Source organism: Morganella morganii (assembly GCF_019243775.1).
GTDB lineage: Bacteria > Pseudomonadota > Gammaproteobacteria > Enterobacterales > Enterobacteriaceae > Morganella > Morganella morganii.
The window spans coordinates 2,415,220-2,436,492 of record NZ_CP069157.1; the positions used below are offsets into that span (position 1 = coordinate 2,415,220).

Here is a 21,273-nt window from a genome sequence, read left to right on the forward strand (position 1 = left end):
TACCTCAAAACGGTGTTCTCTTTTCTTTACGGTTCACCTGAGCAAGACTCGGGTTTACCCACTGACAATGAATAAAGTTAATCAGGTCAAGAATAAGTCATTACTAATGATAACGGGGAATATTCCCCGTTTTTTATTTATCTGCGTGACAGTACACTTTTTATAAATCCAGTGACCGTTTCCACAGCAGGAAATCAAACTGCTCCAGACGGTCTGCTTTCACCTTATATTCCCCGCCTGCCGTTTCAATCACCCGCTCAAACAGCCCTTTACTGATTTCCGGCAATGGCACACCTTCTATTACCGGACCGCAGTCGTAATCGATCATGTCTGACAAACGCTGTGCGATAGCGCTGTTGGTGGAAATCTTGACGACCGGTACGATAGGGTTTCCTGTCGGTGTCCCCAAACCGGTGGAAAAAATAACGACGTTACAGCCCGCAGCCACCAGTCCGGTCACGGCATCCACGTCATTCCCCGGTGTGCAGACCAGAGACAGTCCGCTGTCCGGCATCGGTTCCGCATAATCACACACTGCACTGATTGGCGATTTTCCGCCTTTTTTCGCCGCACCGGTTGATTTAATCGCATCGGTAATTAATCCATCAGCAATATTTCCGGGGCTCGGGTTATCCGCGATAGTGGTATTAAAGAAGTTCGCGGTTTTCTCATACTGTCCCATCAGATCGAGGAATTTCTTTTTATCCTCAAAGCGGATGCAGCGTTTTACCATATCCCCTTCCGCACCGCACAGCTCCGGGAATTCCGCCAGACCGGAAGCGCCGCCAAGTGTCACCAGCCAGTCCGACACCAGTCCCATCGCCGGATTGCCGGAAATGCCCGAGAACCCGTCAGACGCCCCGCACTTCACGCCGAGCTTAAGATATGACAGCGGTACATCTGTGCGGCTCTGAGGTTTCACCGCTTTCATGCACTCATAGGTTTGTTTCAGCGCCGTCTGCATCATCTCTTCTTCGCTGTTCCATTCCTGCTGCCGGAAATAGAGCGCCGGTTTATCAAATGCCGGATTACGTGCTGCCAGCGACTCTTTGAACATCTTGCGCTGTGCTTTTTCACATCCCAGGCTGAACACGGTAATGCCGATCACATTCGGATGATCCGCATACGCAGCCAGTACATCACACATGGTTTTACTGTCAGAGGTGGCACCACCGCAGCCGCTGGTCACAGTAATACAGCGCACACCTTCAATATGCGGAAACAGCTTAGGTTTTGTGGTCTGCGCCTGTTCACCGGCGGTCAGATCCAGAGCGAAACTTTTCAGACTGTTATTGGTGTAACCCAGCGCCTCATTCAGCGCATCCGTCAGTTTGGTGACATTGCGGTTTTCACAGAACACCAGCGGGAAAATCAGCCAGTAGTTAGCTGTTCCGACCCGGCCATCATCACGTACATAACCTTTAAATGTCCGGTCCTTCCAGGCCGACACATCCGGGATCTGCCATTCATAGTCGCCGCTCTCCTCCAGTGATACCGGGGCGGCATAATGGCGGATATTATCCACGGTAATCACTTCCCCGCGGGCAATCGGTTTTGTTGCTTTCCCGACAGCGGTGCCGTACATGGAGACAATACCGCCTTCCGGCACTGCTTCCAGGGCAAACTTGTGTTTGGCTTTCACATCCGTGACCAGAGTGATTGATTCATCACCCCACTGATACACTTCACCGGCATGCAAATCCTTCAGTGCCACAATTAAATTATCAGTTTCATCAATACGTAATATCTTTTGCATAACTCACCTTCCGGTTATTGCCGCCAAAATGACGGCAACGAATCAGGATTATTTTTGTGTGTTCTTTTTCAGTAAGGCAATCAGGAGTGCACAGCCGACTGTGATCACCGCGAGTGTGATAATCCCTGCCGTATTGCTGTTCATCAGTTTATCCATTTCCACACGGATAATCGGTGCGAGGAAAGAACAGAATGCCCCCATGGTGGTACAGAACCCGATGCCGGCAGCCAGCGCAGGACCACTCAGTAACTGCGGCGGGAATGTCCAGAACACCGGTTGTACCGACAGAAAACCGACGGCGCTGAGACACAGCGCGGCGATGGCAAAGACCGGACTGGCAAAGGCGGATAATGCCAGACCAACTGCCGCTGCCAGCATACACATCACGGAGATAGCCACACGGCGGGACGGATTTTTATCAGCCAGACGCGGGATGTAATACACACCGAACGCCGAGCATGCCCACGGAATAGCCGCCACCAGAGACGCTTTAAACCCGAGACTCTGTCCCATCAGGGAAGCCACCTGCGACGGCAGGAAAAACATCAGCCCGTAGACCGAGATCTGGATGGTGCCGTAGATAAGTGCCAGGTGCCAGACCTTGATATTTTTCAGCGCGGACAGCACAGACGTCGTTTCTGTTTTCGCATTCTCACTGGCTAACTGCTCTGTCAGGGCTTTCTTCTCTTCCGCTGTCAGGAAGCGGGCTTTCTCCGGGCTGTCATCCAGCCAGAAAAAGGCGAAGACCCCGATAACAACCGCCGGTAAACCTTCAATCACAAACATCCAGAACCAGCCAGGACGCCCCAGCCAGCCGTGTAATTCCAGCAGTGCGCCGGATAACGGCGAACCAAGCGTCAATGCCAGCGGCACGCCGAGGACAAAAATGCCAATCACCGAGCCGCGGACTTTATTCGGGAAATAGATGGAGGCCAGTAACAAAATTCCCGGATAAAAGCCCGCCTCACCCAGTCCCAGCAGGAAACGCAGCACAATAAATTGCGTCTCGTTGGTCACGAACCCGGTCATTGCGGATAACACACCCCAGATAACCGTTGTAATACTCAGCCACTTTTGTGCACCGATTTTATTGAGGATCAGGTTTGCCGGGATCCCGAACAGTGCATAAGCAGCGAAGAAAATTCCCGCCCCCAGTGCAAAGGCGGAATCGGACAGCCCGATATCCAGTTGCATGGCATCTTTCGCAAAGCCCACATTCACACGGTCAATAAATGCCACAAAATACAAAATAAACATCAGGGGTACTAAACGCTTCCACGATTTCTGAATCGCGGAATTTAAAGCAGGATTGTCATAAGCTGTGATAGTCGCCATGATAATATTCCCTGTCGGTAAGATGTTCTGTCGTTATAATCAGGAAAAATCAGCGTGCTGTTTCAGCATCCGCCAGTATCTGCATCAGCTGTTCAGTCTGCTCCGCATTCAGGCTGCTGAATGGCGCTGTGCAGTAGTCTGACTGAATAATGCCCCGCATCTGTAATGCTTTTTTAAAGGTCGGGATAAACGGTGAGTGCACGCCGTAAACGGCCATCAGCTGATCCACTTTGCGCTGATGTGCCGCTACGGCAGCCATATCACCTTGTGCAAATACCGCCATCCAGGAAGCGAAGAACTCAGGCACAATATTGGATAACCCGCCGATACAGCCATTTCCCCCCGCCAGCACAACATGGGCGAAGTTATTGTCATAACCGGCATAAACCTCAAAATGCGGGATCTCTTTTTTTACCGTCTGAATAATCTGCGACGTATGTAATGTATCGGGGATCGTATCTTTCAGCCCGATAATATTCGGATAGCGATCCGCCAGACGCAGACACACCTCCGGTGACACCGAGTAACCGGTACGTTCCGGGAAGTTATAGATAAAAATATTGGCTGACGTTTTTTCCGCGACCGCGCTGTAAAACCGGTAAACGCCCTCATCATCCAGCGGGAAATAGTACGGGCTGATAATCATGACCCCGTCCACCCCCTGCTCATGAGCATAGTTCGCCAGCGCGGCGGACTCATTCACATCCGGGCGGCTGGTCCCGGCATACACTTTCATTCCCCCTTTGTCATAACTGCCGCATAACCTGATCAGTGTTTTTGAGCTTTCCATATCCAGTGAAAAAAACTCGCCGGTACTGCCCATAACCACAAATCCGGAGACATGCCCCTTCAGAGAGTCATACACCCGCTGGTTTTGTTCGGTATCAATCCGGCCTTTGTCATCAAAAATTGTTACGGCCGGCGTGATGTAACGGCTTTCCATACCCACATTGTTCATATATACAAACCTCGTTAATAAATAAAAACACAGGTAAGTAATCATGAAACTCTGAGTGAGTCAAATTTTGTACATTCGCTGAAAAAACAGGCTAACAGGCTGTTTTAATTGCGGTTGAAAACTATATCTGCGGAAAAACCCGATCCGGATTGCGGTTATTTATTATTTATCTGTGAGGAGCAGCACATTACGGGAACAATAAAGCGGATTGTCGTGATACCGGCAGGCAATGTCACAAACGGACACCCGGACATGATTTACTTAGCGGGGCTTTGTACCTAGAATAACGGCATAAACTGTCAGGGAGGTGAATTGATGTCAACGGAGCATATGCCGACAATACGGGTGTTAGAGGTACTCAGCGTTCTGGCGGCAGAAAACACCGGGATTTCCCTCACGCAGCTGGCCGGGAAGACCGGCATCTTAAAAGGCACGCTCTACCCGATTCTGAAAACTCTGGCAGAACGCCGTTATATTAATTATGACGAAAACACCCAGCTTTATTTTCTGGGTATCGCCTGCTCGATTCTTTCCCGTTCATTCTTTGAAAAATCGTACTGGCTGAAAATGGTGCACCGCGAGATGAATAATATTGTCAACGAGTGCAACGAAGTGTGCCAGATGGGTATATTAGATGGCCCGGATGTGCTGTATATCGATAAAGTGCAGTCTGCGCAAAAAGTTCAGTTAGTCTCCAATATCGGCACCCGCTTACCGGCGGTTTATTCTGCATTAGGTAAAGCGATGATATGCCATTACAGCGATGATGATATTCTCCGCTTATATCCTGACGGCTTTACCCCGCTGACAAAATACAGTATCACCACCATTGCGGAATTACGTCAGCAACTGGAAGAGGTCAAAATAAATCATTACGCCACTGACAACCGGGAAATAAACGAAGAAACCCGCTGCTATGCCGTTTCATTACGTCAGCGCAATAAAATTATCGCCGCTATCAGTGTCTCCGTCCCGACATTCCGCAGTAATGATGAAAAAAACAACCAGATTATCAGTGTATTACTCAGCAGCCGCGAACGTATCGAGCAGGAATTGCATACATTGCAGGATGTGGAGTTTTATCAGTAAGGGTAATACAGGACGTTTTAGTCCGCGGCGTTTTTTAATTGAAAACGGAGCTGAATTGCTCCGCTCTGCAGCCTTTAACTAAAATCAAAATGCAGACGTAATTTTTTACAATGCAGGCAGCGGAATAAATATCCCTGTGCATCGCTGTCCTTATGTAACAGGCCGGATAACTCTTCAACAGAAAAACCATATTCCTGAATATCATCTTCCAGAGAAACAAATTCATCCAGCCGGTCTTTTATATCATCCCAGCAAACATACCCGATAAATTCACAGGGCTCATTGCAATGTGCCAGCCACACTTCCTGCTGCCATCCCCGGTAACCGGGTGTGCGTTTAACCAGTTCATCCAGCATTTCATCCGGATACGGGTTAGTAGTGTGTGAAAATTCACCATCGTCATCATATTCACAGTCAATTCCTTCCACGCTGGCGCTATCCTGGAATTCACCCTCAAATTTCCGGCTGGCGGAACCATCCGCAATACACCACGGGCATAATGCATCAATGTCAGCGACAGAATAAAACGGATTTTCATAGTAGGTATCAGTAGATTGCTGACAGCAATCACACTTAACTGTCTTGTCGTCTGAAAAAGCACCGGTTCCGAGCGGATCGGGATGATATTTAAAAACAGGTAATTTTCGGTTGTTTGGTGTCATGGGGAGTCCTGTTCAGAAGAAAATTAAACCATTGTAATCATTCCGGGAAGCATCAGCTATGATGACTGACACAGATTTTAAACTGATGTTTTTTATTTTCCATACAAAAAATGATCTTATCATTCAGAATGTTAACTATTAATATCATAAACATTTATGAGTAATTTAAAAAATAAATGTCTTGTTTGCATTAACAACATAACCGCATTAATATTTAATGAATCAGTATTATATTAAATAAACAAAAAATATTAAAAACAACAAGGCCGGTTAAGTCAAACCGCCTTATTATACAAAGAATTATGGACTATCAACTTAAATCATATAGCCAGAGCAACAAGAAAAAATTTTCCTCTGTTTTCCTCATCCTGGTTCCTTTTGGTATTTGGATAGCATTCATGTATTGGTCTATGTTTTTAGGCCAAAGCGTTGTGTTATTTAAATGGTTCCCTCAATGGACTATTTCCGTCATTTTTGCTGCTGTTGTGGGGATAATCGGCGGGATTTGGAGTATTTGGCGTCGCCCGATAAAACAGGTATTTAAAAGTTTTCTCTGGAGCGGATTCTTTGGCCTGATATTAATTGTCCCTGTATTCGATGTCATGGCGTATTTACTGACAAACAAAACAATTCACTATCAGACTGAATATGAAATTACATCACCGGGCCCTGCCACCAGCAGATTTGGCCGGTGCAAACACGGCATATGGATAAAAGAAGTCTATACGGAACGGTGGAAATTGCTTTGTATCGATAATGCAAAACTGGCAACTCAGAAAGGCACAGATACGGTTTGGGTCACAACAAAAACAGGTCCTATTGGTTCATATATAGTTGATTACCAGTTCTCACCTTCCAGCCCTTAACTATGATTCATAATCAGGGGAGTTTTTATCGTATTGACCTCTGCTGTTTTCAGAACAGAGAATCTAATTATAGTTGTTCCATTTTAGGGGAAGTGGACAGAGTGACCAGCTCACGCTTAAAAGCGGGCTTTAAAGCTTTTTTCGATAACGTCCTTCAGCGCCCGGTTCTCGTCCTCAAGCTCCTTAATCTTTTTAATATCAGATGCTTCCATTCCGCCGTATCTGGCTTTCCAATTATAGTAAGTGGCTTCAGAAACACCGGCTTCCCGGCAGACATCTTTAACAGTTCGTCCGGCTTCAACCGACTTAATCACAACGATGATCTGATGCTCAGTAAAACGGGCTTTACGCATAGCGATCTCCTTAGTTGGCAGATTGATTATGCCGGAGGATCTCTAAATGTGAATGGCACGATTATGCGGGATGTTTACATAAATAAACTAATGTATTCACTGATGTCAGAGGAATAACTGAACCTACTGATAGTGTCATATCTCTGGTTAAGAACAGCAATGGCTGGAAAGCCAACTAACAGTTTCCTCTAAAGATCTGTGAAGAGCAGAGCTAGGGGCTTATGAGGGCGAGTTGCTGCCCTCATCTGAATTTAATCTTTTCTTATTCAGTCGTGAAGTCAACGAGTGTTAATTATATTTGTATTTGGCATATTTTTATATATATCAAAATATAATTTCCCAAGCAAATATTTTCTATATTCCCTTTTGTCAAATCTTAACATACTACTTTCTGAGTTATTTCTAAAATAGGATATCCCAGTAGATAAAGCATATTCAAAATTTAATTTTGCAGTTGCAAATTCTATTGCTTCTATTATCATCTCTTGATATCTTTCGTTTATCAAAAAAGTATTTACTGAATTTTTAATTGAAGAATTTTCCATATCGAAAGATATATTTATTTTTATTTTTTCGGGTGATGAAATTATTCCATCTATTAATGTAAAAACGCCATCATCATGTGTTAAAACGAAATTTATAACTTCATCATCCCATAATGGATTTAAATGTTCATTTGCGAAGAAATCAATTTTGCCTTTAAGGCTTGAGTTACATGAGCTACAACTTGGGATTAAATTATTAATTACCAATGCAAGGTGAGGAAAGTCATCCTTACTATAAAAATGGTCTAATGTAGGACGAAACCCTCGATTCTTTTTTTGTATCGAAAAAGCATATGCTTGATTGCAATACGGACATGTTCTTGTTATTGATTTTTTACATAACGTATATGCATTCCATGATCCTGTTTTTCTAACAAATTTATTGTAATTAAAAACAGATCTTATTTCTTTGTCAAATTGCTTCGATATATCTGGTGTTATTAACAATCTATTTTTGTAAGCTCTGTATATATCAATACTCTCCAATATATCTTGTTTACCTGCAAGTATTAATAAATGATGTACATCCATAATAAATTTTTTAGCTTCGTCTAGTCCTTCAGAACGATGAGTAGTTTTATCCAAAAAATCGCATATCAAATTATTTAAATAATGTGTATGTGGTTTTATTGCTTGTTCCCAGTTGTTTTTAATTGAAATAATCATATATGAAGACCTTCAAGCCTTATACTGAATAATTAAGCGTTCGATTTCGCTTTTTATTAGAGGATTGTCTATGTTATTTATAAGGTAATGATCTTTTTCAGTCAGTGTTTCATTAGGTATTTTATCGATGATAGCTTCAATTTTATTTGTTGCAAATTCCCCAATGGTTTTAGTTCCAAAAGATTCATTTAGTAAAATATAAAGAGGAGATGCAAAACCACTTAACGTAGCATTTTCAATTGGTAGCCTACTTATAAAATCTTTGGGAACGTCTGTCGCTAACAATGGAGAGTGTGAGGCTAGAATAAGTTGTAAATTATCTATGCGAAGAGATGTTTTTAATAATCCTAACATTTTATTTAAATTAGAAATATATTTCCTTTGCCAATCAAGATGCAAAAAAGCGTCCCCTTCATCTATTAATAATAGTATTGATTTAATACCTCTCTCTGAAAGTTTATTAATAGAATCAGAAATGGCACCAATTTGAGCTAGAATAGCAATTTGCCCAGAACTCATATCAGAAAAGTCAATTTTAAAAATATCATTTAAATTATATTCTGTTAATAATTTTTGCCCTTCGTAAGGATCTATTTCGAATTCCAACCTTAAAGTTGATTCATTAAATCTTGAATCTTTAATAATTTCATGACCTTTCACCGCATACTTTAAAATTCTTACTAAACTATCTATTTTCCTTTCACATTCTAAATATAATTTAGTTTCCCTTAACTTTTTATTTAAACGAATATTTAAATTAAAATATTTGTTCAATAATGGAATTACTACGTTATCACTGAATTGTTTCTTTGTACTTGCCCAATCTATTATGCTGAATATGTAAAAGAGTTTTTCTTCACCTGCATTATGAAGTATTTCATCAATCAGATGGGCGGAGCAACGCTGCATAATATGATCAATTTCTGCTTGAATATTTTTATTGGCACTGTACTTTATAGTGTCTGAATTATTACCATCCATATTAGCATCAATTTTTTCACGCAATGATAAAATATCAAGGAGACCGTGATTCAGCAGTATACTATTCTGGTTAAGATCTTTATTATCCAGAGCAATATTAAGTATTAATCTTGCAACTTTACTAATATTTGTCATCTTCATGGCAACAACTTTTGGATAAATACCAAAGTCAGATATTAAGTCCTTATATCCGACAAGGTCAAATACAGTATTTTTTCCATTCGGACTTGGAGATGCGTTAATAAACCTATTATCTCTGATATCCAACTTTGGTCTAAACGGCAATGGAGTGAAATATATAACCCCCCAGCTTCTAATTTCAGAATGATCTATTCTTTCTCCGCGAGAGTTTAATATTGTACATTCGCCTATTATTTGCATATTGTTTTTAGGGAAAAAATAGTTAATTACGCTGCATAAGAATTTGGTCTTCCCTGAACCATTTATACCAATAAGTAAAGATAAAGAATCCATGTCATAAATATTAATGTCATTATCACTAATATTTCTTAGTTTTATTTTAGTGCCATTCATTGTAATTTCACTAATCATAATTTCCTTTTAATGCTATTTTTAATGAGAAGTTTAGTAATTCAAGATTTATATTAAATAAAAATATCACAAAACTTGTTCATATTGCAATTCATATTTATCTGGAATTTTATGCTCTAACATTTGGTTTATCTATGTTCATTTTTGACGATTTAAATTGATTATTTTTAGGGTGGAAATCCATACCTTTACCTGACTCTAATTGAACTTGCTTGAGACGGCTTGGAAAGCGAGTTATCTCCTCCTTGGCTGGTTGATAGTTATCACTGTTAAATTTAGCTCGTTTCTCATGCTCAGAGCGTTGAACTGTAGTGGTTTAATAAATTTAGCCACCTAAACAGAGGTGATATGCTTACCTCAGAATGACACAGGTGCCTTGATCTCTTCCCTTTCTTCAGTACCAGTATAAAGTAGATTTTCCGGCCTTTCTTCTCCTGAAAAAAGAGGTCATCTGACATGAAAAAGACACGTTATACCGAAGAACAGATAGCGTTTGCCCTGAAATAGGCTGAAACCGGTACTAGGGTAGAGGAAGTGTGCAGAAAGATCGGTATTTCTGAAGCCACTTTTTACAATTGGAAATCAAAATACGGTGGTATAGAAGCTGCCGATATTAAATGGCTTAAAGAGCCTGAGGATGAGATTGTCAGACTTAAAAAGCTATTTGCGGAAGTCAGCCTGGAAAATAATGCTATGAAGGAGCTTTTTGCAAAAAAGAGCTGGTGATGACCGAAAAAAAAGACCTGCATTCAGGAATTAACTCAGTCAGGTTTATCGGTTATAGTCGCCTGTCGGTTATTCTCACTGCCCAGAACCACTTTTTACCTGATAAATACAAACTGGAGAATTAAGAATGATCCGGTTATTGAAGCGAGTTATACCGAACTGGAATTATCACCATGGGTCGGATTCTGGAAATGTTTTCACCGGATGCAACAGAAAAAGTACTCTTTTAATCATAAACAGGTTTATTGAGCGTTTTAACGGATCATTCCGCCGAGAGTTTTTAAATGCGTATTTGTTTAAATCGCTGAGTCAGGTGAAAGAAATGGCCTAGTTCTGGATGCAGGATTACAACCGGAACCGGACACATGAAAGCCTGAATAATCTTCCGTCAGAGCTTTACCAGAAGCAACTGGAAAACTCTAATCAGAACCATTTCAGATAAGGAGAAGTGGATAATCAGAACCAACACACCAAGCCAAAGGATAAAGTGACCAAAAAATATGCAATGGACGCTAAGTGGATATCAGAAAAGACAAAGGGGCTACGCTTTCGCGTAACCCCTTGTTTTATTTGGTGGAGCTGGCGGGAGTTGAACCCGCGTCCGAAATTTCTACACCTTCGGTACTACATGCTTAGTCTGGTCTTTACATTCGCTTGCCAGCTGCGGACAGACACGCCACTAACAAACTAGCCCGATTCGTTTTAATGCTTTCTCCCCGGGCAGGAAGTCCACACGATCTCTTTTGGGTTTGACCTCTCTTGATCCCCGTCCTAAGAGCGGAGGCTAGGGAGAGAGGGCTCAGAGCAGGTTATTAAGCTGCTAAAGCGTAGTTTTCGTCGTTTGCGACTATTTTTTTGCGGCTTTTATCGTGGCCAACCGCCCCACGGCATGCACCTTGGGTTTCGCAAATCCCGTCGAATCCAGAATCAGCCCCAAGTTGTGAAACGCAGTATATCAGAAAATCAGTACGGAATACCAGTACTTAACGCCCTGCGTGCTTCATAATTCTTGCTTTGTCTAATTTCCACTCACGTTCGCGGATGTCATCGCGTTTGTCGTGTTCTTTCTTACCTTTGGCAATGCCGATTTTGACTTTGCACCAGGCGTTTTTCCAGTACAGCGACAGTGCAACCACGGTGTGCCCGTCACGGTTGATTTTGCCGTACAGGCTGTCCAGTTCACGCTGGTTAAGCAGCAGTTTGCGTGTCCGGGTCGGGTCGCAGACAACGTGGGATGAGGCCACGCTGAGCGGTGTGAAGTTGGCACCAAACAGGAAAGCTTCGCCGTCACGGAGGATGACGTAACTGTCCCCCAGATTGGCTTTACCTGCGCGTAATGATTTGACTTCCCAGCCCTGCAGCGCCAGACCAGCCTCTATCTCTTCTTCGATAAAGTAGTCGTGACGGGCGCGTTTGTTCAGCGCGATGGTGGCAGAGCCTGGTTTGTGAACTTTTTTCTTTGTCATAATGACCACTATTATACGTTATGCACACCCGAAATAAATTGCTTATTTATCCGTCGCACGGTAAATGCTGCTATTTTAAGCGCCTTTGCGGGTTTTCTGTCCCTGTACGCTGTTTTTAACATGTCAGCGGGATTTGGCAAGTGCTTTTTGTGACAAACATCTTTGTTGTCATTAAGATACATTCTGTCATCAGCGCGCGCCGTATTGTGCATTTATCTCCGCGCCGGAGCACAGTATAATACGATTTAACAGGCGGCGATAATTTCCGCCGTTTCGTGATTTTTGACCGCAGGATGTGTTATGCCGCAAATTAGCCGCTCCGCACTGGTTCCGTTCAGTGTGGAACAGATGTACAACCTGGTGAATGATGTCCGTGCGTATCCGGAATTTTTACCGGGCTGCGTGGGAAGCCGTATTATCAGCCACGAACAGGATGAGATGACCGCGTCTGTGGATGTATCCAAAGCCGGTATCAGTAAAACCTTTGTGACCCGCAATCAGCTGACCAGCAATCAGCATATCCGTATGCAGCTGGTGGAAGGCCCGTTCCGTAAACTGATGGGCGGCTGGTCGTTTATTCCGCTGAGTCCTGAGGCGTGCAAAGTTGAGCTGAATCTGGATTTTGAATTCACCAATAAGCTGGTTGAGCTGGCCTTCGGCCGTATATTTAAAGAGCTGGCCGGTAATATGGTGATGGCATTTACCAAACGGGCAAAAGAGGTTTACCGTGTCTGATATTTCTGTCGAAGTCTGTTATGCCCTGCCTGATAAACAGTTTCTGATCCCGGTGAAAATAAACGAAGGCGCCACGGTGGAAGCCGTTATTCTTGCCTCCGGTATTTTAGCGTTACGGGATGATGTGGATTTAACGCAGAATAAAGTCGGTATTTTCAGCCGTCCGGCAAAACTGACCGATATTGTCAGTGATGGTGACCGCGTGGAAATATACCGCCCGCTGATTGCTGACCCGAAAGAAATGCGCCGTAAACGGGCAGCAGAAGCCAGCCGTAAGAAAAAAGAAGAGTGAGTCTGTATTCCCGCTGATTTCCGGTTTATTTACCGGGCCGGCGGGAAATAACTGTCCAGATTATCCAGCCCCTGTTTTTCCTGTGAAAATGTCACGGTGGTCTCTGTCTGACTGCGGGTAATGGTCAGTATCCACAGACTGTCAAAATCATCACGCGGCCAGGCCGGCATATACGAATAGTCCCCGCCGGTCTGTTTCAGAATATCCCTCACCACTTTTATCAGATTATCGTGTTCCCAGACCACAAAGACCGTGTGCCCGTGATGGGCTTTATCCAGCAATGCATCGCGCAGAGCTTTGGTTTCTTTGGCGTGAAATTCCAGATGCACCGGCAGTGACAGGCGGACAGCCACCGGAGTGATGGTCTGAAGGGAACGCAGCGAGTGACCGAGCTTGCTTTGTTTCGGTGCGGCGGCATACAGGGCATCCGCCTTTCCGTAACGGGCGATCAGGAGATCCGCCAGCGCCAGTGCGCGGTTTAATCCTTTGCCGGTTAACTGGCCGCTGTCGTTATCCGGTTTTTCGCCGTGGCGCAGAAAAACCAGTGTCTGTACTGAATGAGTCATCCGGCTGATACCTGATTTGCAGAATACGGATTTAAGAAACCGGACGTCCATGACAATCCCTTTTGTTTCCGGAAGGATTCAGTGTAATCGTCCGCCGCCGGTTAGCCTACTTTTTTGCAGGAATTTTTATTTTTCAGAGAAAATGCACTTTCCTGCTTATGTCAGTATGTTACCCCGCTTATTTTATCGTCATCTTTCATTCTCAGACAGTTTGACCCGTGAAAAAGAAAATAACAGGAAAAAACGCGGTTACGCCATTTTCGCCTTCCCGGTCAGGCTTTTTCATTCCGTTGACGGGTACACTATTTCGATGCCATTAATAAGGGAATATAACAGTATTACATAAAGGATATTATTTATGCGCCAGATTACAATCCGCTTAGCCGACCCTTCCGATGCAGCGGCGCTGTGCGATATGCACCAGGATTTTACGTCTTATGCCAATACCTTACAGATGCCGTACACCTCGCGGAAGTTCTGGGAACACCGGATGAGTCAGGGTGATCAGTCTGCCACCCGGCTGGTGGCGGTTGTTGACGGCGTGGTGGTCGGGCTGCTGGGTATCAATCAGAACAGTAATCCCCGCCGCCGCCATGTGGTGAATTTTGGTATTACGGTAAATAAAAGCTACCGCGGCCAGGGTGTCGGCAGTGCATTAATGCAGGCAATGATTGATTACTGTGATAACTGGCTGGGCATCCGCCGTATTGAATTAGAAGTATTTGCCAATAATCCGGACGGCCTGGCGCTGTATGAAAAATTCGGTTTTCAGCGCGAAGGGATTGCCCGCGATTATGCATTCCGCGACGGACGCTATGTCGATGCTATTCTGATGAGCCGGATAAACGACCAACCCAAATAACCGGATAATCCGGAAAGACGAAAACGGAAACGGAAACGGAAACGGAAACGGGAAATAATGTATGGAACATAAATGGGTCTGTATTCAGTGCGGGGAAAAAGAAATTCCGCAATACGCGGAATATTGTGATGAGTGTGCGGAAAAACGGATGTCGCGGATCGGCGGCTGGTTGTGGCTGCCGTTAATCACCCTTTTTCTGTCACTGGGTGCCGGTGGTTACACACTGAGTGAGTGGTATGATTTATATCAGCAAAATGCGGGGTATATTCCTGACCGCGTATTGCAGGTCATGTATATTAATATTGCTTTTACCATACTGACCATGCTGCTGATACTGACAACGCTGTATTATTTCTTCAGGCTCTCCCGTTATCTGCCGAAGCTGTTTATTGCCTTTATTCTTTTTGCCATCGCCTCGGAAGCCATTCAGGAAATCGTGCTGGTTAATCTGCTGGATGTTAATGTTGACTTCACTCTTTATTATCCGCTGATAAGATTGGTTATTTACGCTATCATCTGGGTTTCGTATTTCCTGGTGTCTGAACGGGTAAAAAGAACATTTGTTCATTAAATTAAGGGAAACAGCATGAATAAGTTTATTTTTCCGGCAATCGTTTGTGCCGCCACACTGGTCACACTGCCTGCGAATGCAGGTAAACTGCCGGATAATCCTTATTTATCGACTGCGGTACTCAGTAGTGCGGGTAGTGTCTACAGCTCTGTGATGATAAGCGGTGCGATTTTATCGCCGATCATTTTACCGGCTCAGCTGAGTGCGGAGTCTGTGGAAAACAATAAGAAAGAAAAAGTCACCACCATCACCGGCAAAACCGATAAAAATGAAGATGTCGCCCTGCTGGTTGCCACTGAAAAACTGGAGAAAACCCCGGTGAATCCGGGTGATAAACTGACACTGGAGCCGGCTGAAAAAGGCCCCGGTGCGTATCTGAAAAAGGACGGGAAAATCATTTCCCATATGGTAACTCAGGATGATCGTGAATTAACCCATCAGGAGAAGATGCCATAATATGCGACTGCTGAAATCCGTTTTTGCGGCTGCCCTGCTCACTGCGTCCGGCCTTGCATACAGCGGCAGTCAGAACTGTGCGGATAAATCCCCGCCCACGCCGCAGGAAGCCGCACAGCGCACCGCACAGGCCAAAGTACTGAATGACTGGCTGGAGAAACAGGGCGACCGGGTCGTTCTGCTGGTCCGTCAGGGTCAGGCACTGAGTGACTACGGGCTGAGCTTTTCCCATGCCGGTTATGCCGTACGGGAAAGGAACGGTACCTGGCGGGTGTATCATAACCTCAACACCTGCGGTACTGCGCAGTCTGAGCTGTGGATCCAGGGACTTTATCAGTTTATTGATGATGACCTGGCCGAGAATACCATCGCCACCCTGCACTTCCCGCCGGCCTTACAGTCCCAGTTGCTGAAAGTGCTGCGTGACCCGGAACTGCGCAAAGCCCTGCATAATCCGGCGTATAATATGGTGGCGCATCCGTTTGCGACCGACAGCCAGAACTCCAACGGCTGGGTGCTGATGGTATTCGCGGCAGCCCGCTCTCCGGGCGTGAATTCGGTTTCTGCCGGGGTAAACTGGCTGAAATCAGAATTCTATATCGGCTCCTCCGCCGAGGCCGGATTAATCAAACGGGCACTGGCGGACAGCCTGATGCCGCATATGTCCACTGACGGGCAGCCGGTGACCGGTATTGTCACCTTTAACTCCGGCGACAGCCTGCTCGGTTTTCTCAGCCGCTACGGCAAATTCCGGGTTGAGTGCAGTCACGGCAGCTTCGGCAGCGCCGTCTGTATGGTGCCGCTGCCGGAATAATTACCACCCCGGTTATTTTATATCCTGCTGCCATCGTTTCTGATGGCAGCATTTTTTCGTCGATTTTTTGTTCTCCTTCCCGTTTATGTGATTTCCCTCCCCGCTTTTGCCGACAACCTGTCCGTTATATTAAATTTTCTTTTCCTTTTATTTTCATTAATTTAGTTGCAAACAATTACTTTACCAGGCTAATAATAAATCATAACAAGAGCATGGCCTTTTATTTTAAAAACACCTTTAGCGGCAACTGCCAACACCACGTAAGACAGGGGAAACACCATGAGCAAACACGAAACGTCATCCGCGCCTCCGGCGCATGACCACGATTTTATGTTTACGCCCATACCGATGACACACCGCCGCGAGACCTGGAAACAGGTACTGGTCTGGATAGGTTTCGGTTATGTGGCAACCGGGTTATTTATCGGCGGGGCCCTGGCTGGGGCCAACGGCGGACCGGGAATGTCATTCCCGATGGCGCTGCTGGCTATCGCCATCGGGATGGGATTGTTGTTTATTCTCACCTCACTGCTCGGCATTATGGCGCAACGCACCGGGCTGAGCCTGGCGCTGATCAGCCGTTTTTCCTATGGCCGTTTCGGTGCGAACCTGCCGATGATTGCGATGGGGCTGCTGACCCTCGGCTGGTTTGCGGCGATCACCGGGATGGTCGGGGATATCTGGGGCACGTTCCTGGGCAATCCCAGCGGGATCATTGTCTTTAACCCGGCAGAGCACGGCTACAACGGTGTGCCGATCACCCTGGAAGTCTTTCTTTCCTGTGTCATCGCCGGTCTGCTGTTTACGTACACTTCACTGCACGGCATGAAAGGACTGGAAATTATCGCCATTCCGGTATCGCCAATTATTATGATTATCGCCGTTATCACCGGTTATGCGATGTTGCAGGAGGGCGGCGGGTTATCGGTCTTTATTGAGAATTCCAACCGCAATGAAGGGCTGATGCTCTCCACCGCGATCACGATGGTGGTCGGCAGCTGGATTGCCGGGGCGGTGATGGGCGTGGATCTGTTCCGCTTTAATAAGAGTATTTCTGCGGTATTCTGGGGATCGGCAGCCTGTTTTATTTTCACCAACCCGCTGCTCAATGTGGTCGGTTATATCGGCACCATGACGGTCGGGATGCCGAACTACATTACCTGGATGATCGAGAAAAGCTTCCTGCTGGCGCTGATCGGGGTGATCACCTGGACACTGTCACTGTGGACCACCAACGATGCGGAACTCTACTGTAACTCGCTCTATACCGGGCCGGTGCTGGATTCCGTTGGTGTGAAAGTGAATAAAAACGTCCTGATCCTGACCACGGGGATTATCGGCACCGTGCTGGGGGCTATCGGTTTTTACCAGATCTTCTTTGCTGATTTTATTAACTATCTCGGCATTATGGCACCGCCGCTGGCCGGGCCGCTGCTGGCGGATTACTACATCACCCGCAAATGCCGCTACGACATCACACAGATTAACAATCAGCCGAAATACAATTACGCCGGAGTGATCAGTGCGCTGGCCGGGATGGCTTCCGGTCTGGTGATGGCACTGAACAATATTCTGTCTGACTGGCCGACCGGCCTGCTGGCATTAGTTATTACCGTTATTATTTATCTGATATTGCATCCGCTGCTGGCGGCAAAAGCCACCTCACCGGCCACAGGGAGATCATAATGAAAAAAGTTTATCTGAATGAGTTCACCACTGAAGAGCTGAAAAACCGGTTCGATAAGGGCGAAATCGACAGTGCCATTACCATTTTCGGCAGCTGTGAGAGCCACGGCCCGCATCTGCCGCTCGGTCCGGATCTGTTTGTGCCGGAAGCCGTCGCCCGCCGTGCGGCACAGCGTTTATCCCGCACGATTGTGGTACCGGGTGTGCCGTTCGGCACTTCCGCACACTATAACGGCACACCGATGGCAATTAACATCCGCTTTGAAACAGTGATTGCGATTGCGGAAGATATGTTTGAGAGCCTGATTCAGTACGGCATCAAACACATTTTTGTCTTCAATGGTCACGACGGCAATATTCCGTCGCTGGATATCGCACAGCGGAATGTCAAAGCGCGTCATAAAGATGTGGTCTTTGCGTTCCTGCCGGCCTGGTGGTCCGTACTCGGCGGCCGTCTCGGGGAAAATTTCTTCCGTGAATGGAACGGTCTGGGGCATGGCGGTGAGGGAGAATCCTCCATTACCGCTGCGGTATGTCCTGATCTGTGCGACCTGAGCAAAGCGGTGCGCCAGATGCCGGAAGACAGCATCCGCCACGGCGATAATGTGCAGATTATGTGGGATATCACCGAGGTTTCAGTGACAGGTGCCACCGGCGATCCGACTTACGCCAGTATTGAGAAAGGCGAAAAAAATGCTGGATGCCCTGACTGACCTGGTGGTGGAAAGTATTGAGGCGCTGGAAAAAACCAACTGGAATTATGATTTACGCGCTAAGTAAAGAGTAAGGAGCCCCGCAATGCGGGCCTTTTTTTCAGAGTCCGGCAAATTCAGGGATTGGCGGTCGTCCGTGTGATTCCAGAAAATCCAGTACCCGGCGCGGGGTGACATTCAGGATGCGCGCTTCAGGAAACTCAATCTCCCGCAGCATAGTCACCACCCGCTTAAAATTACCCAGATAACCGGCATAGTGGGAATCTGAGCCCAGTGAGATCCAGCCGCCGTGGTCACGCACCGCCTCAGCAATCGCACGGCAATTTTTCTCGCTGCCCGCCCGCGAATGCAGAAATGAGGAGTTATTCATCTCCAGCGCCACATTGCACTCTTTTGCCGCCTGCACCACCGCATGAATATCCAGCGGATATTTCGGGTTTCCGGGATGGGTAATAATCTGCACTTTTCCGCTGCGGATAGTGGCGATCATCGCTTCGGTATTGGCGGCCTGCCCCTGCGGCTGCAACACCGGCTCGTGAAAACCGGCGAGGATAATATCCAGCTGCTGCGCCATTTTATCGGTGCAGTCCGTCTCTCCGGCCTGATTTTTAATATTAGCCTCAATACCGTACAGCAGCCCTGCACCGTTAATCATGCGCGGCAGAACCGGCATATTGGCAAAATGCCACGGATGCGGCCCGTCCGCCATTTCCGGCCCGTGGTCGGTGATCGCAAACAGGGTTATTCCTTTCTCCGCCGCTTCGGTAAAATATTCACGGACGGTACTATAAGCATGGGTACTGGCAACCGTATGGGCATGTAAATCAACCGGATATATCACTCTGCTCTCCTTTCTGCGGTTAAGCACCTCTTAACCCTATCAGATTCTGAAACGGGTCTTCAACCCGGCACACGGATTAACACACTGGCGGGTGTCAGGGTTATCATGCACTTTTTCCGTTCTGTAACAGCTGTTCAATCAGCGCGGGCAGTTCCGGATGGTCTTCATGCCAGACCGTGATCCCGTTTGTCTCAAACAGCGCCGTTGCCACACCGTTGCCGGATTTAAGCGTGCCGTCAAATGCGCCGCTGTAGAGCAGACCGCTGCCGCAGGACGGACTATTGGCTTTCAGGATCACATGTGTGATATTGCGTTGTTGCAGATGCTCCAGTGCCCGCAGTGCGCCCTGTTTAAAGGCATCTGTGACATCTTCGCCGTCACTGCCGGTAACCCGGGCGGTGCCCGCCCAGACATCACAGCCCTCACCGCCGGTGATTTCCGCCGGGGCGCGGGGCACCGGCAGACCGCCGAGGATTTCAGGGCATACCGGAACCGCCATTCCACTGTTCTGCAGCGCTTTCAGCGGGGCATATAATTTATGGCTGCCGTCGTAACGGACTGCTTCACCTGTCAGACAGGCACTGATTGCAATCATCATATTCTCGCCGTGTTTACCGGTATAATTCAGATAGTGATAATCAATACCTGATAGTAAATAACTTATGAGCGCGGGACAAGCCGGGCAGATGTCTCCTTTTGCCGGAAAAAATGCTAAACTCTGCACGATCACCTATTTAACCGGAGTATACCTCTTTATGCACGCACCCACCCCGTCAGAAAAACCGGTGTTATCCGTTTTTGATTTTGACGGCACGCTGACCCGCCGTGACAGCTTTGTTCCTTTCCTGCGTTTTGCCTTCGGGAAACGTGTTTTTTCCCTGCGGATGCTGCGTCTGGTTCTGCCGACACTGCGCTGCTTCTCACGTAAACTGACCCGCGACGAGCTGAAAGAAGTGCTGATCACCACCTTTCTGACCGGTACCGATGCCCGCTGGGTGGAGAAAAAAGCACAGGAATTTTGTGAACGTTACTGGCATAAGATGATGCGCCCGGAAGGTCTGCGCGCGGTGGCAGCGGAAATTGCATCGGGTGCGGAAGTCACACTCTGTTCGGCATCCCCGGAGCTGGTGCTGCGGCCGTTTACAGAGCGACTGGGGATCAAGCTTATCGGCACTCAGCTGGAAGAGAAAGACGGCATTCTGACCGGGAAAATCAACGGCAACAACTGCCGCTGCGGCCAGAAAATTGCCCGGCTGCAACAGGTTTACGGCGATTTATCCGCTTACCATATGCGTGCCTGGGGCGATTCACGGGGGGGATTATGAGCTGCTGTATGCCGCAGGCGAACCTCACTGGCGCCATTTTCACCGCAATCCGGCGAAATATGAAAAACGCCGCAAACAGTTTTCATCCCGCTGAAAACAAAAACGGGCTGTATCATACAGCCCGTCAATAATCACAGCGGCCGTTATTTCGGCATTTGCTGTTCCATCATAGCTTTAGCCCGGGCTAACGCATCAATACCCTGTTTACAGGCTGCATCCTGTGCATCAGCTGGTAATTCCATAAACTGCTTTTTGAAGTGATAATGCAGCACGCCGTAACCGGCAATTTTGCCTTCACGCCGCAGCACAAAACAGACTTTCTGCTCAATCCAGCTCCGGATCACCTCACAGCGTTGCGGCTCCTGTGCCGCAACGGTATCAAGGGCAATTAACGCCGTGAGATCCTGTTCCGTTGCCGGGGATATTTCCCCGGCGCTCCGGTTATTTGTCATCATGA

The 21,273-nt window shown here is 46.6% G+C and carries 22 protein-coding genes, 1 other RNA gene and 3 pseudogenes; 13 read left to right on the forward strand and 13 right to left on the reverse strand.

Annotated elements, in window-relative coordinates; translation table 11 throughout:
* Positions 1-160 precede the first annotated feature (160 nt).
* The 3 genes from JL661_RS11685 to JL661_RS11695 are packed head-to-tail and all read right to left on the reverse strand — an operon-like array spanning position 161 to position 4,034.
* Positions 161-1,756 (reverse strand): UxaA family hydrolase, encoded by a 1,596-nt coding sequence (locus JL661_RS11685; protein ID WP_062772433.1) that lies wholly within the window; start codon positions 1,754-1,756, stop codon positions 161-163.
* A gap of 48 nt (positions 1,757-1,804) precedes the next feature.
* Positions 1,805-3,091, reverse strand: coding sequence for an MFS transporter (locus JL661_RS11690; protein WP_062772430.1), 1,287 nt, complete (start codon positions 3,089-3,091; stop codon positions 1,805-1,807).
* 49 nt (positions 3,092-3,140) lie between these two features.
* Entirely contained in the window at positions 3,141-4,034 is an 894-nt protein-coding gene (locus tag JL661_RS11695) for a dihydrodipicolinate synthase family protein (protein WP_174525722.1), read from the reverse strand.
* A gap of 330 nt (positions 4,035-4,364) precedes the next feature.
* Between JL661_RS11695 and JL661_RS11700 the strand changes: the two genes are divergently transcribed.
* Positions 4,365-5,138, forward strand: coding sequence for an IclR family transcriptional regulator (locus tag JL661_RS11700; protein ID WP_036416913.1), 774 nt, complete (start codon positions 4,365-4,367; stop codon positions 5,136-5,138).
* Between the two features lie 74 nt (positions 5,139-5,212).
* Here the strand turns inward: JL661_RS11700 and cbrC are convergent, their stop codons facing one another.
* On the reverse strand, positions 5,213-5,800 hold the full coding sequence (cbrC, locus tag JL661_RS11705) for a PF03691 family colicin E2 tolerance protein CbrC (protein ID WP_036416915.1): 588 nt from the start codon (positions 5,798-5,800) through the stop codon (positions 5,213-5,215).
* Positions 5,801-6,102: 302 nt separating this feature from the next.
* Between cbrC and JL661_RS11710 the strand changes: the two genes are divergently transcribed.
* Positions 6,103-6,666, forward strand: coding sequence for a hypothetical protein (locus JL661_RS11710; RefSeq protein WP_036416919.1), 564 nt, complete (start codon positions 6,103-6,105; stop codon positions 6,664-6,666).
* A gap of 106 nt (positions 6,667-6,772) precedes the next feature.
* Here the strand turns inward: JL661_RS11710 and JL661_RS11715 are convergent.
* The 3 genes and pseudogenes from JL661_RS11715 to JL661_RS11725 form a co-directional block, all read right to left on the reverse strand.
* Positions 6,773-7,019 (reverse strand): annotated as a pseudogene (locus tag JL661_RS11715) (transposase); the annotation flags it as partial.
* A gap of 278 nt (positions 7,020-7,297) precedes the next feature.
* Positions 7,298-8,230 (reverse strand): hypothetical protein, encoded by a 933-nt coding sequence (locus JL661_RS11720; protein WP_036416928.1) that lies wholly within the window; start codon positions 8,228-8,230, stop codon positions 7,298-7,300.
* Positions 8,231-8,242: 12 nt separating this feature from the next.
* Entirely contained in the window at positions 8,243-9,763 is a 1,521-nt protein-coding gene (locus tag JL661_RS11725) for an AAA family ATPase (protein ID WP_062772424.1), read from the reverse strand.
* A gap of 456 nt (positions 9,764-10,219) precedes the next feature.
* Here JL661_RS11725 and JL661_RS18460 point away from each other — a divergent pair.
* Positions 10,220-10,480 (forward strand): annotated as a pseudogene (locus JL661_RS18460) (transposase); the annotation flags it as partial.
* Between the two features lie 136 nt (positions 10,481-10,616).
* A complete protein-coding gene (locus JL661_RS18465) occupies positions 10,617-10,820 on the forward strand; it encodes an integrase core domain-containing protein (protein ID WP_247718666.1) in 204 nt (67 codons plus the stop codon).
* A 240-nt stretch (positions 10,821-11,060) separates the two neighbouring features.
* Here JL661_RS18465 and ssrA read toward each other — a convergent pair.
* Positions 11,061-11,424, reverse strand: a transfer-messenger RNA (tmRNA) gene (gene ssrA / locus JL661_RS11735).
* Positions 11,425-11,472: 48 nt separating this feature from the next.
* Positions 11,473-11,955 (reverse strand): SsrA-binding protein SmpB, encoded by a 483-nt coding sequence (gene smpB, locus JL661_RS11740; protein WP_004238509.1) that lies wholly within the window; start codon positions 11,953-11,955, stop codon positions 11,473-11,475.
* Positions 11,956-12,255: 300 nt separating this feature from the next.
* On the opposite strand from smpB, the gene JL661_RS11745 reads away from it, so the two are divergent.
* Together JL661_RS11745 and JL661_RS11750 are read left to right on the forward strand one after the other, a co-directional pair.
* Complete coding sequence (locus tag JL661_RS11745) at positions 12,256-12,690, forward strand: type II toxin-antitoxin system RatA family toxin (protein ID WP_004238510.1); 435 nt, start codon at positions 12,256-12,258, stop codon at positions 12,688-12,690.
* The gene (locus JL661_RS11750) at positions 12,683-12,982 is read left to right on the forward strand and encodes an RnfH family protein (protein WP_015422599.1); all 300 of its coding nucleotides are present in this window, start codon (positions 12,683-12,685) and stop codon (positions 12,980-12,982) included. The genes JL661_RS11745 and JL661_RS11750 overlap by 8 nt, the downstream gene beginning before the upstream one ends.
* Before the next feature lie 29 nt (positions 12,983-13,011).
* On the opposite strand, the gene JL661_RS11755 is transcribed toward JL661_RS11750, so the two are convergent.
* A complete protein-coding gene (locus JL661_RS11755; RefSeq protein ID WP_225310102.1) occupies positions 13,012-13,548 on the reverse strand; it encodes a histidine phosphatase family protein in 537 nt (178 codons plus the stop codon).
* Positions 13,549-13,906: 358 nt separating this feature from the next.
* Here JL661_RS11755 and JL661_RS11760 point away from each other — a divergent pair, with 358 nt between their 5' ends.
* The 6 genes from JL661_RS11760 to JL661_RS11785 all read left to right on the forward strand — a co-directional run bounded on the left by JL661_RS11760 (position 13,907) and on the right by JL661_RS11785 (position 18,650).
* The gene (locus JL661_RS11760) at positions 13,907-14,410 is read left to right on the forward strand and encodes a GNAT family N-acetyltransferase (RefSeq protein ID WP_036416932.1); all 504 of its coding nucleotides are present in this window, start codon (positions 13,907-13,909) and stop codon (positions 14,408-14,410) included.
* Positions 14,411-14,471: 61 nt separating this feature from the next.
* Positions 14,472-14,981, forward strand: a complete 510-nt coding sequence (locus tag JL661_RS11765) for a DUF2569 domain-containing protein (protein ID WP_004241876.1) — start codon at positions 14,472-14,474, stop codon at positions 14,979-14,981.
* Positions 14,982-14,996: 15 nt separating this feature from the next.
* Complete coding sequence (locus JL661_RS11770) at positions 14,997-15,437, forward strand: STM0539 family protein (protein WP_036416935.1); 441 nt, start codon at positions 14,997-14,999, stop codon at positions 15,435-15,437.
* Position 15,438: 1 nt separating this feature from the next.
* Positions 15,439-16,251, forward strand: a complete 813-nt coding sequence (locus tag JL661_RS11775; protein ID WP_036416937.1) for a DUF2145 domain-containing protein — start codon at positions 15,439-15,441, stop codon at positions 16,249-16,251.
* 279 nt (positions 16,252-16,530) lie between these two features.
* Positions 16,531-17,937, forward strand: coding sequence for a purine-cytosine permease family protein (locus tag JL661_RS11780; protein ID WP_046024271.1), 1,407 nt, complete (start codon positions 16,531-16,533; stop codon positions 17,935-17,937).
* The gene (locus JL661_RS11785) at positions 17,937-18,650 is read left to right on the forward strand and encodes a creatininase family protein (RefSeq protein ID WP_247718667.1); all 714 of its coding nucleotides are present in this window, start codon (positions 17,937-17,939) and stop codon (positions 18,648-18,650) included. The genes JL661_RS11780 and JL661_RS11785 overlap by 1 nt, the downstream gene beginning before the upstream one ends.
* Positions 18,651-18,750: 100 nt before the next feature.
* On the opposite strand, the gene JL661_RS11790 is transcribed toward JL661_RS11785, so the two are convergent.
* Complete coding sequence (locus tag JL661_RS11790) at positions 18,751-19,488, reverse strand: phosphatase (RefSeq protein ID WP_062772640.1); 738 nt, start codon at positions 19,486-19,488, stop codon at positions 18,751-18,753.
* Positions 19,489-19,594: 106 nt separating this feature from the next.
* Positions 19,595-20,089 (reverse strand): 2-thiouracil desulfurase family protein, encoded by a 495-nt coding sequence (locus JL661_RS11795; protein ID WP_073970183.1) that lies wholly within the window; start codon positions 20,087-20,089, stop codon positions 19,595-19,597.
* Positions 20,090-20,246: 157 nt separating this feature from the next.
* Between JL661_RS11795 and JL661_RS11800 the strand changes: the two are divergent.
* Positions 20,247-20,910, forward strand: a pseudogene (locus tag JL661_RS11800) (HAD family hydrolase).
* Positions 20,911-20,959: 49 nt separating this feature from the next.
* Here the strand turns inward: JL661_RS11800 and JL661_RS11805 are convergent.
* A complete protein-coding gene (locus tag JL661_RS11805; RefSeq protein ID WP_062772421.1) occupies positions 20,960-21,271 on the reverse strand; it encodes a DUF5339 family protein in 312 nt (103 codons plus the stop codon).
* Positions 21,272-21,273: the final 2 nt, after the last annotated feature.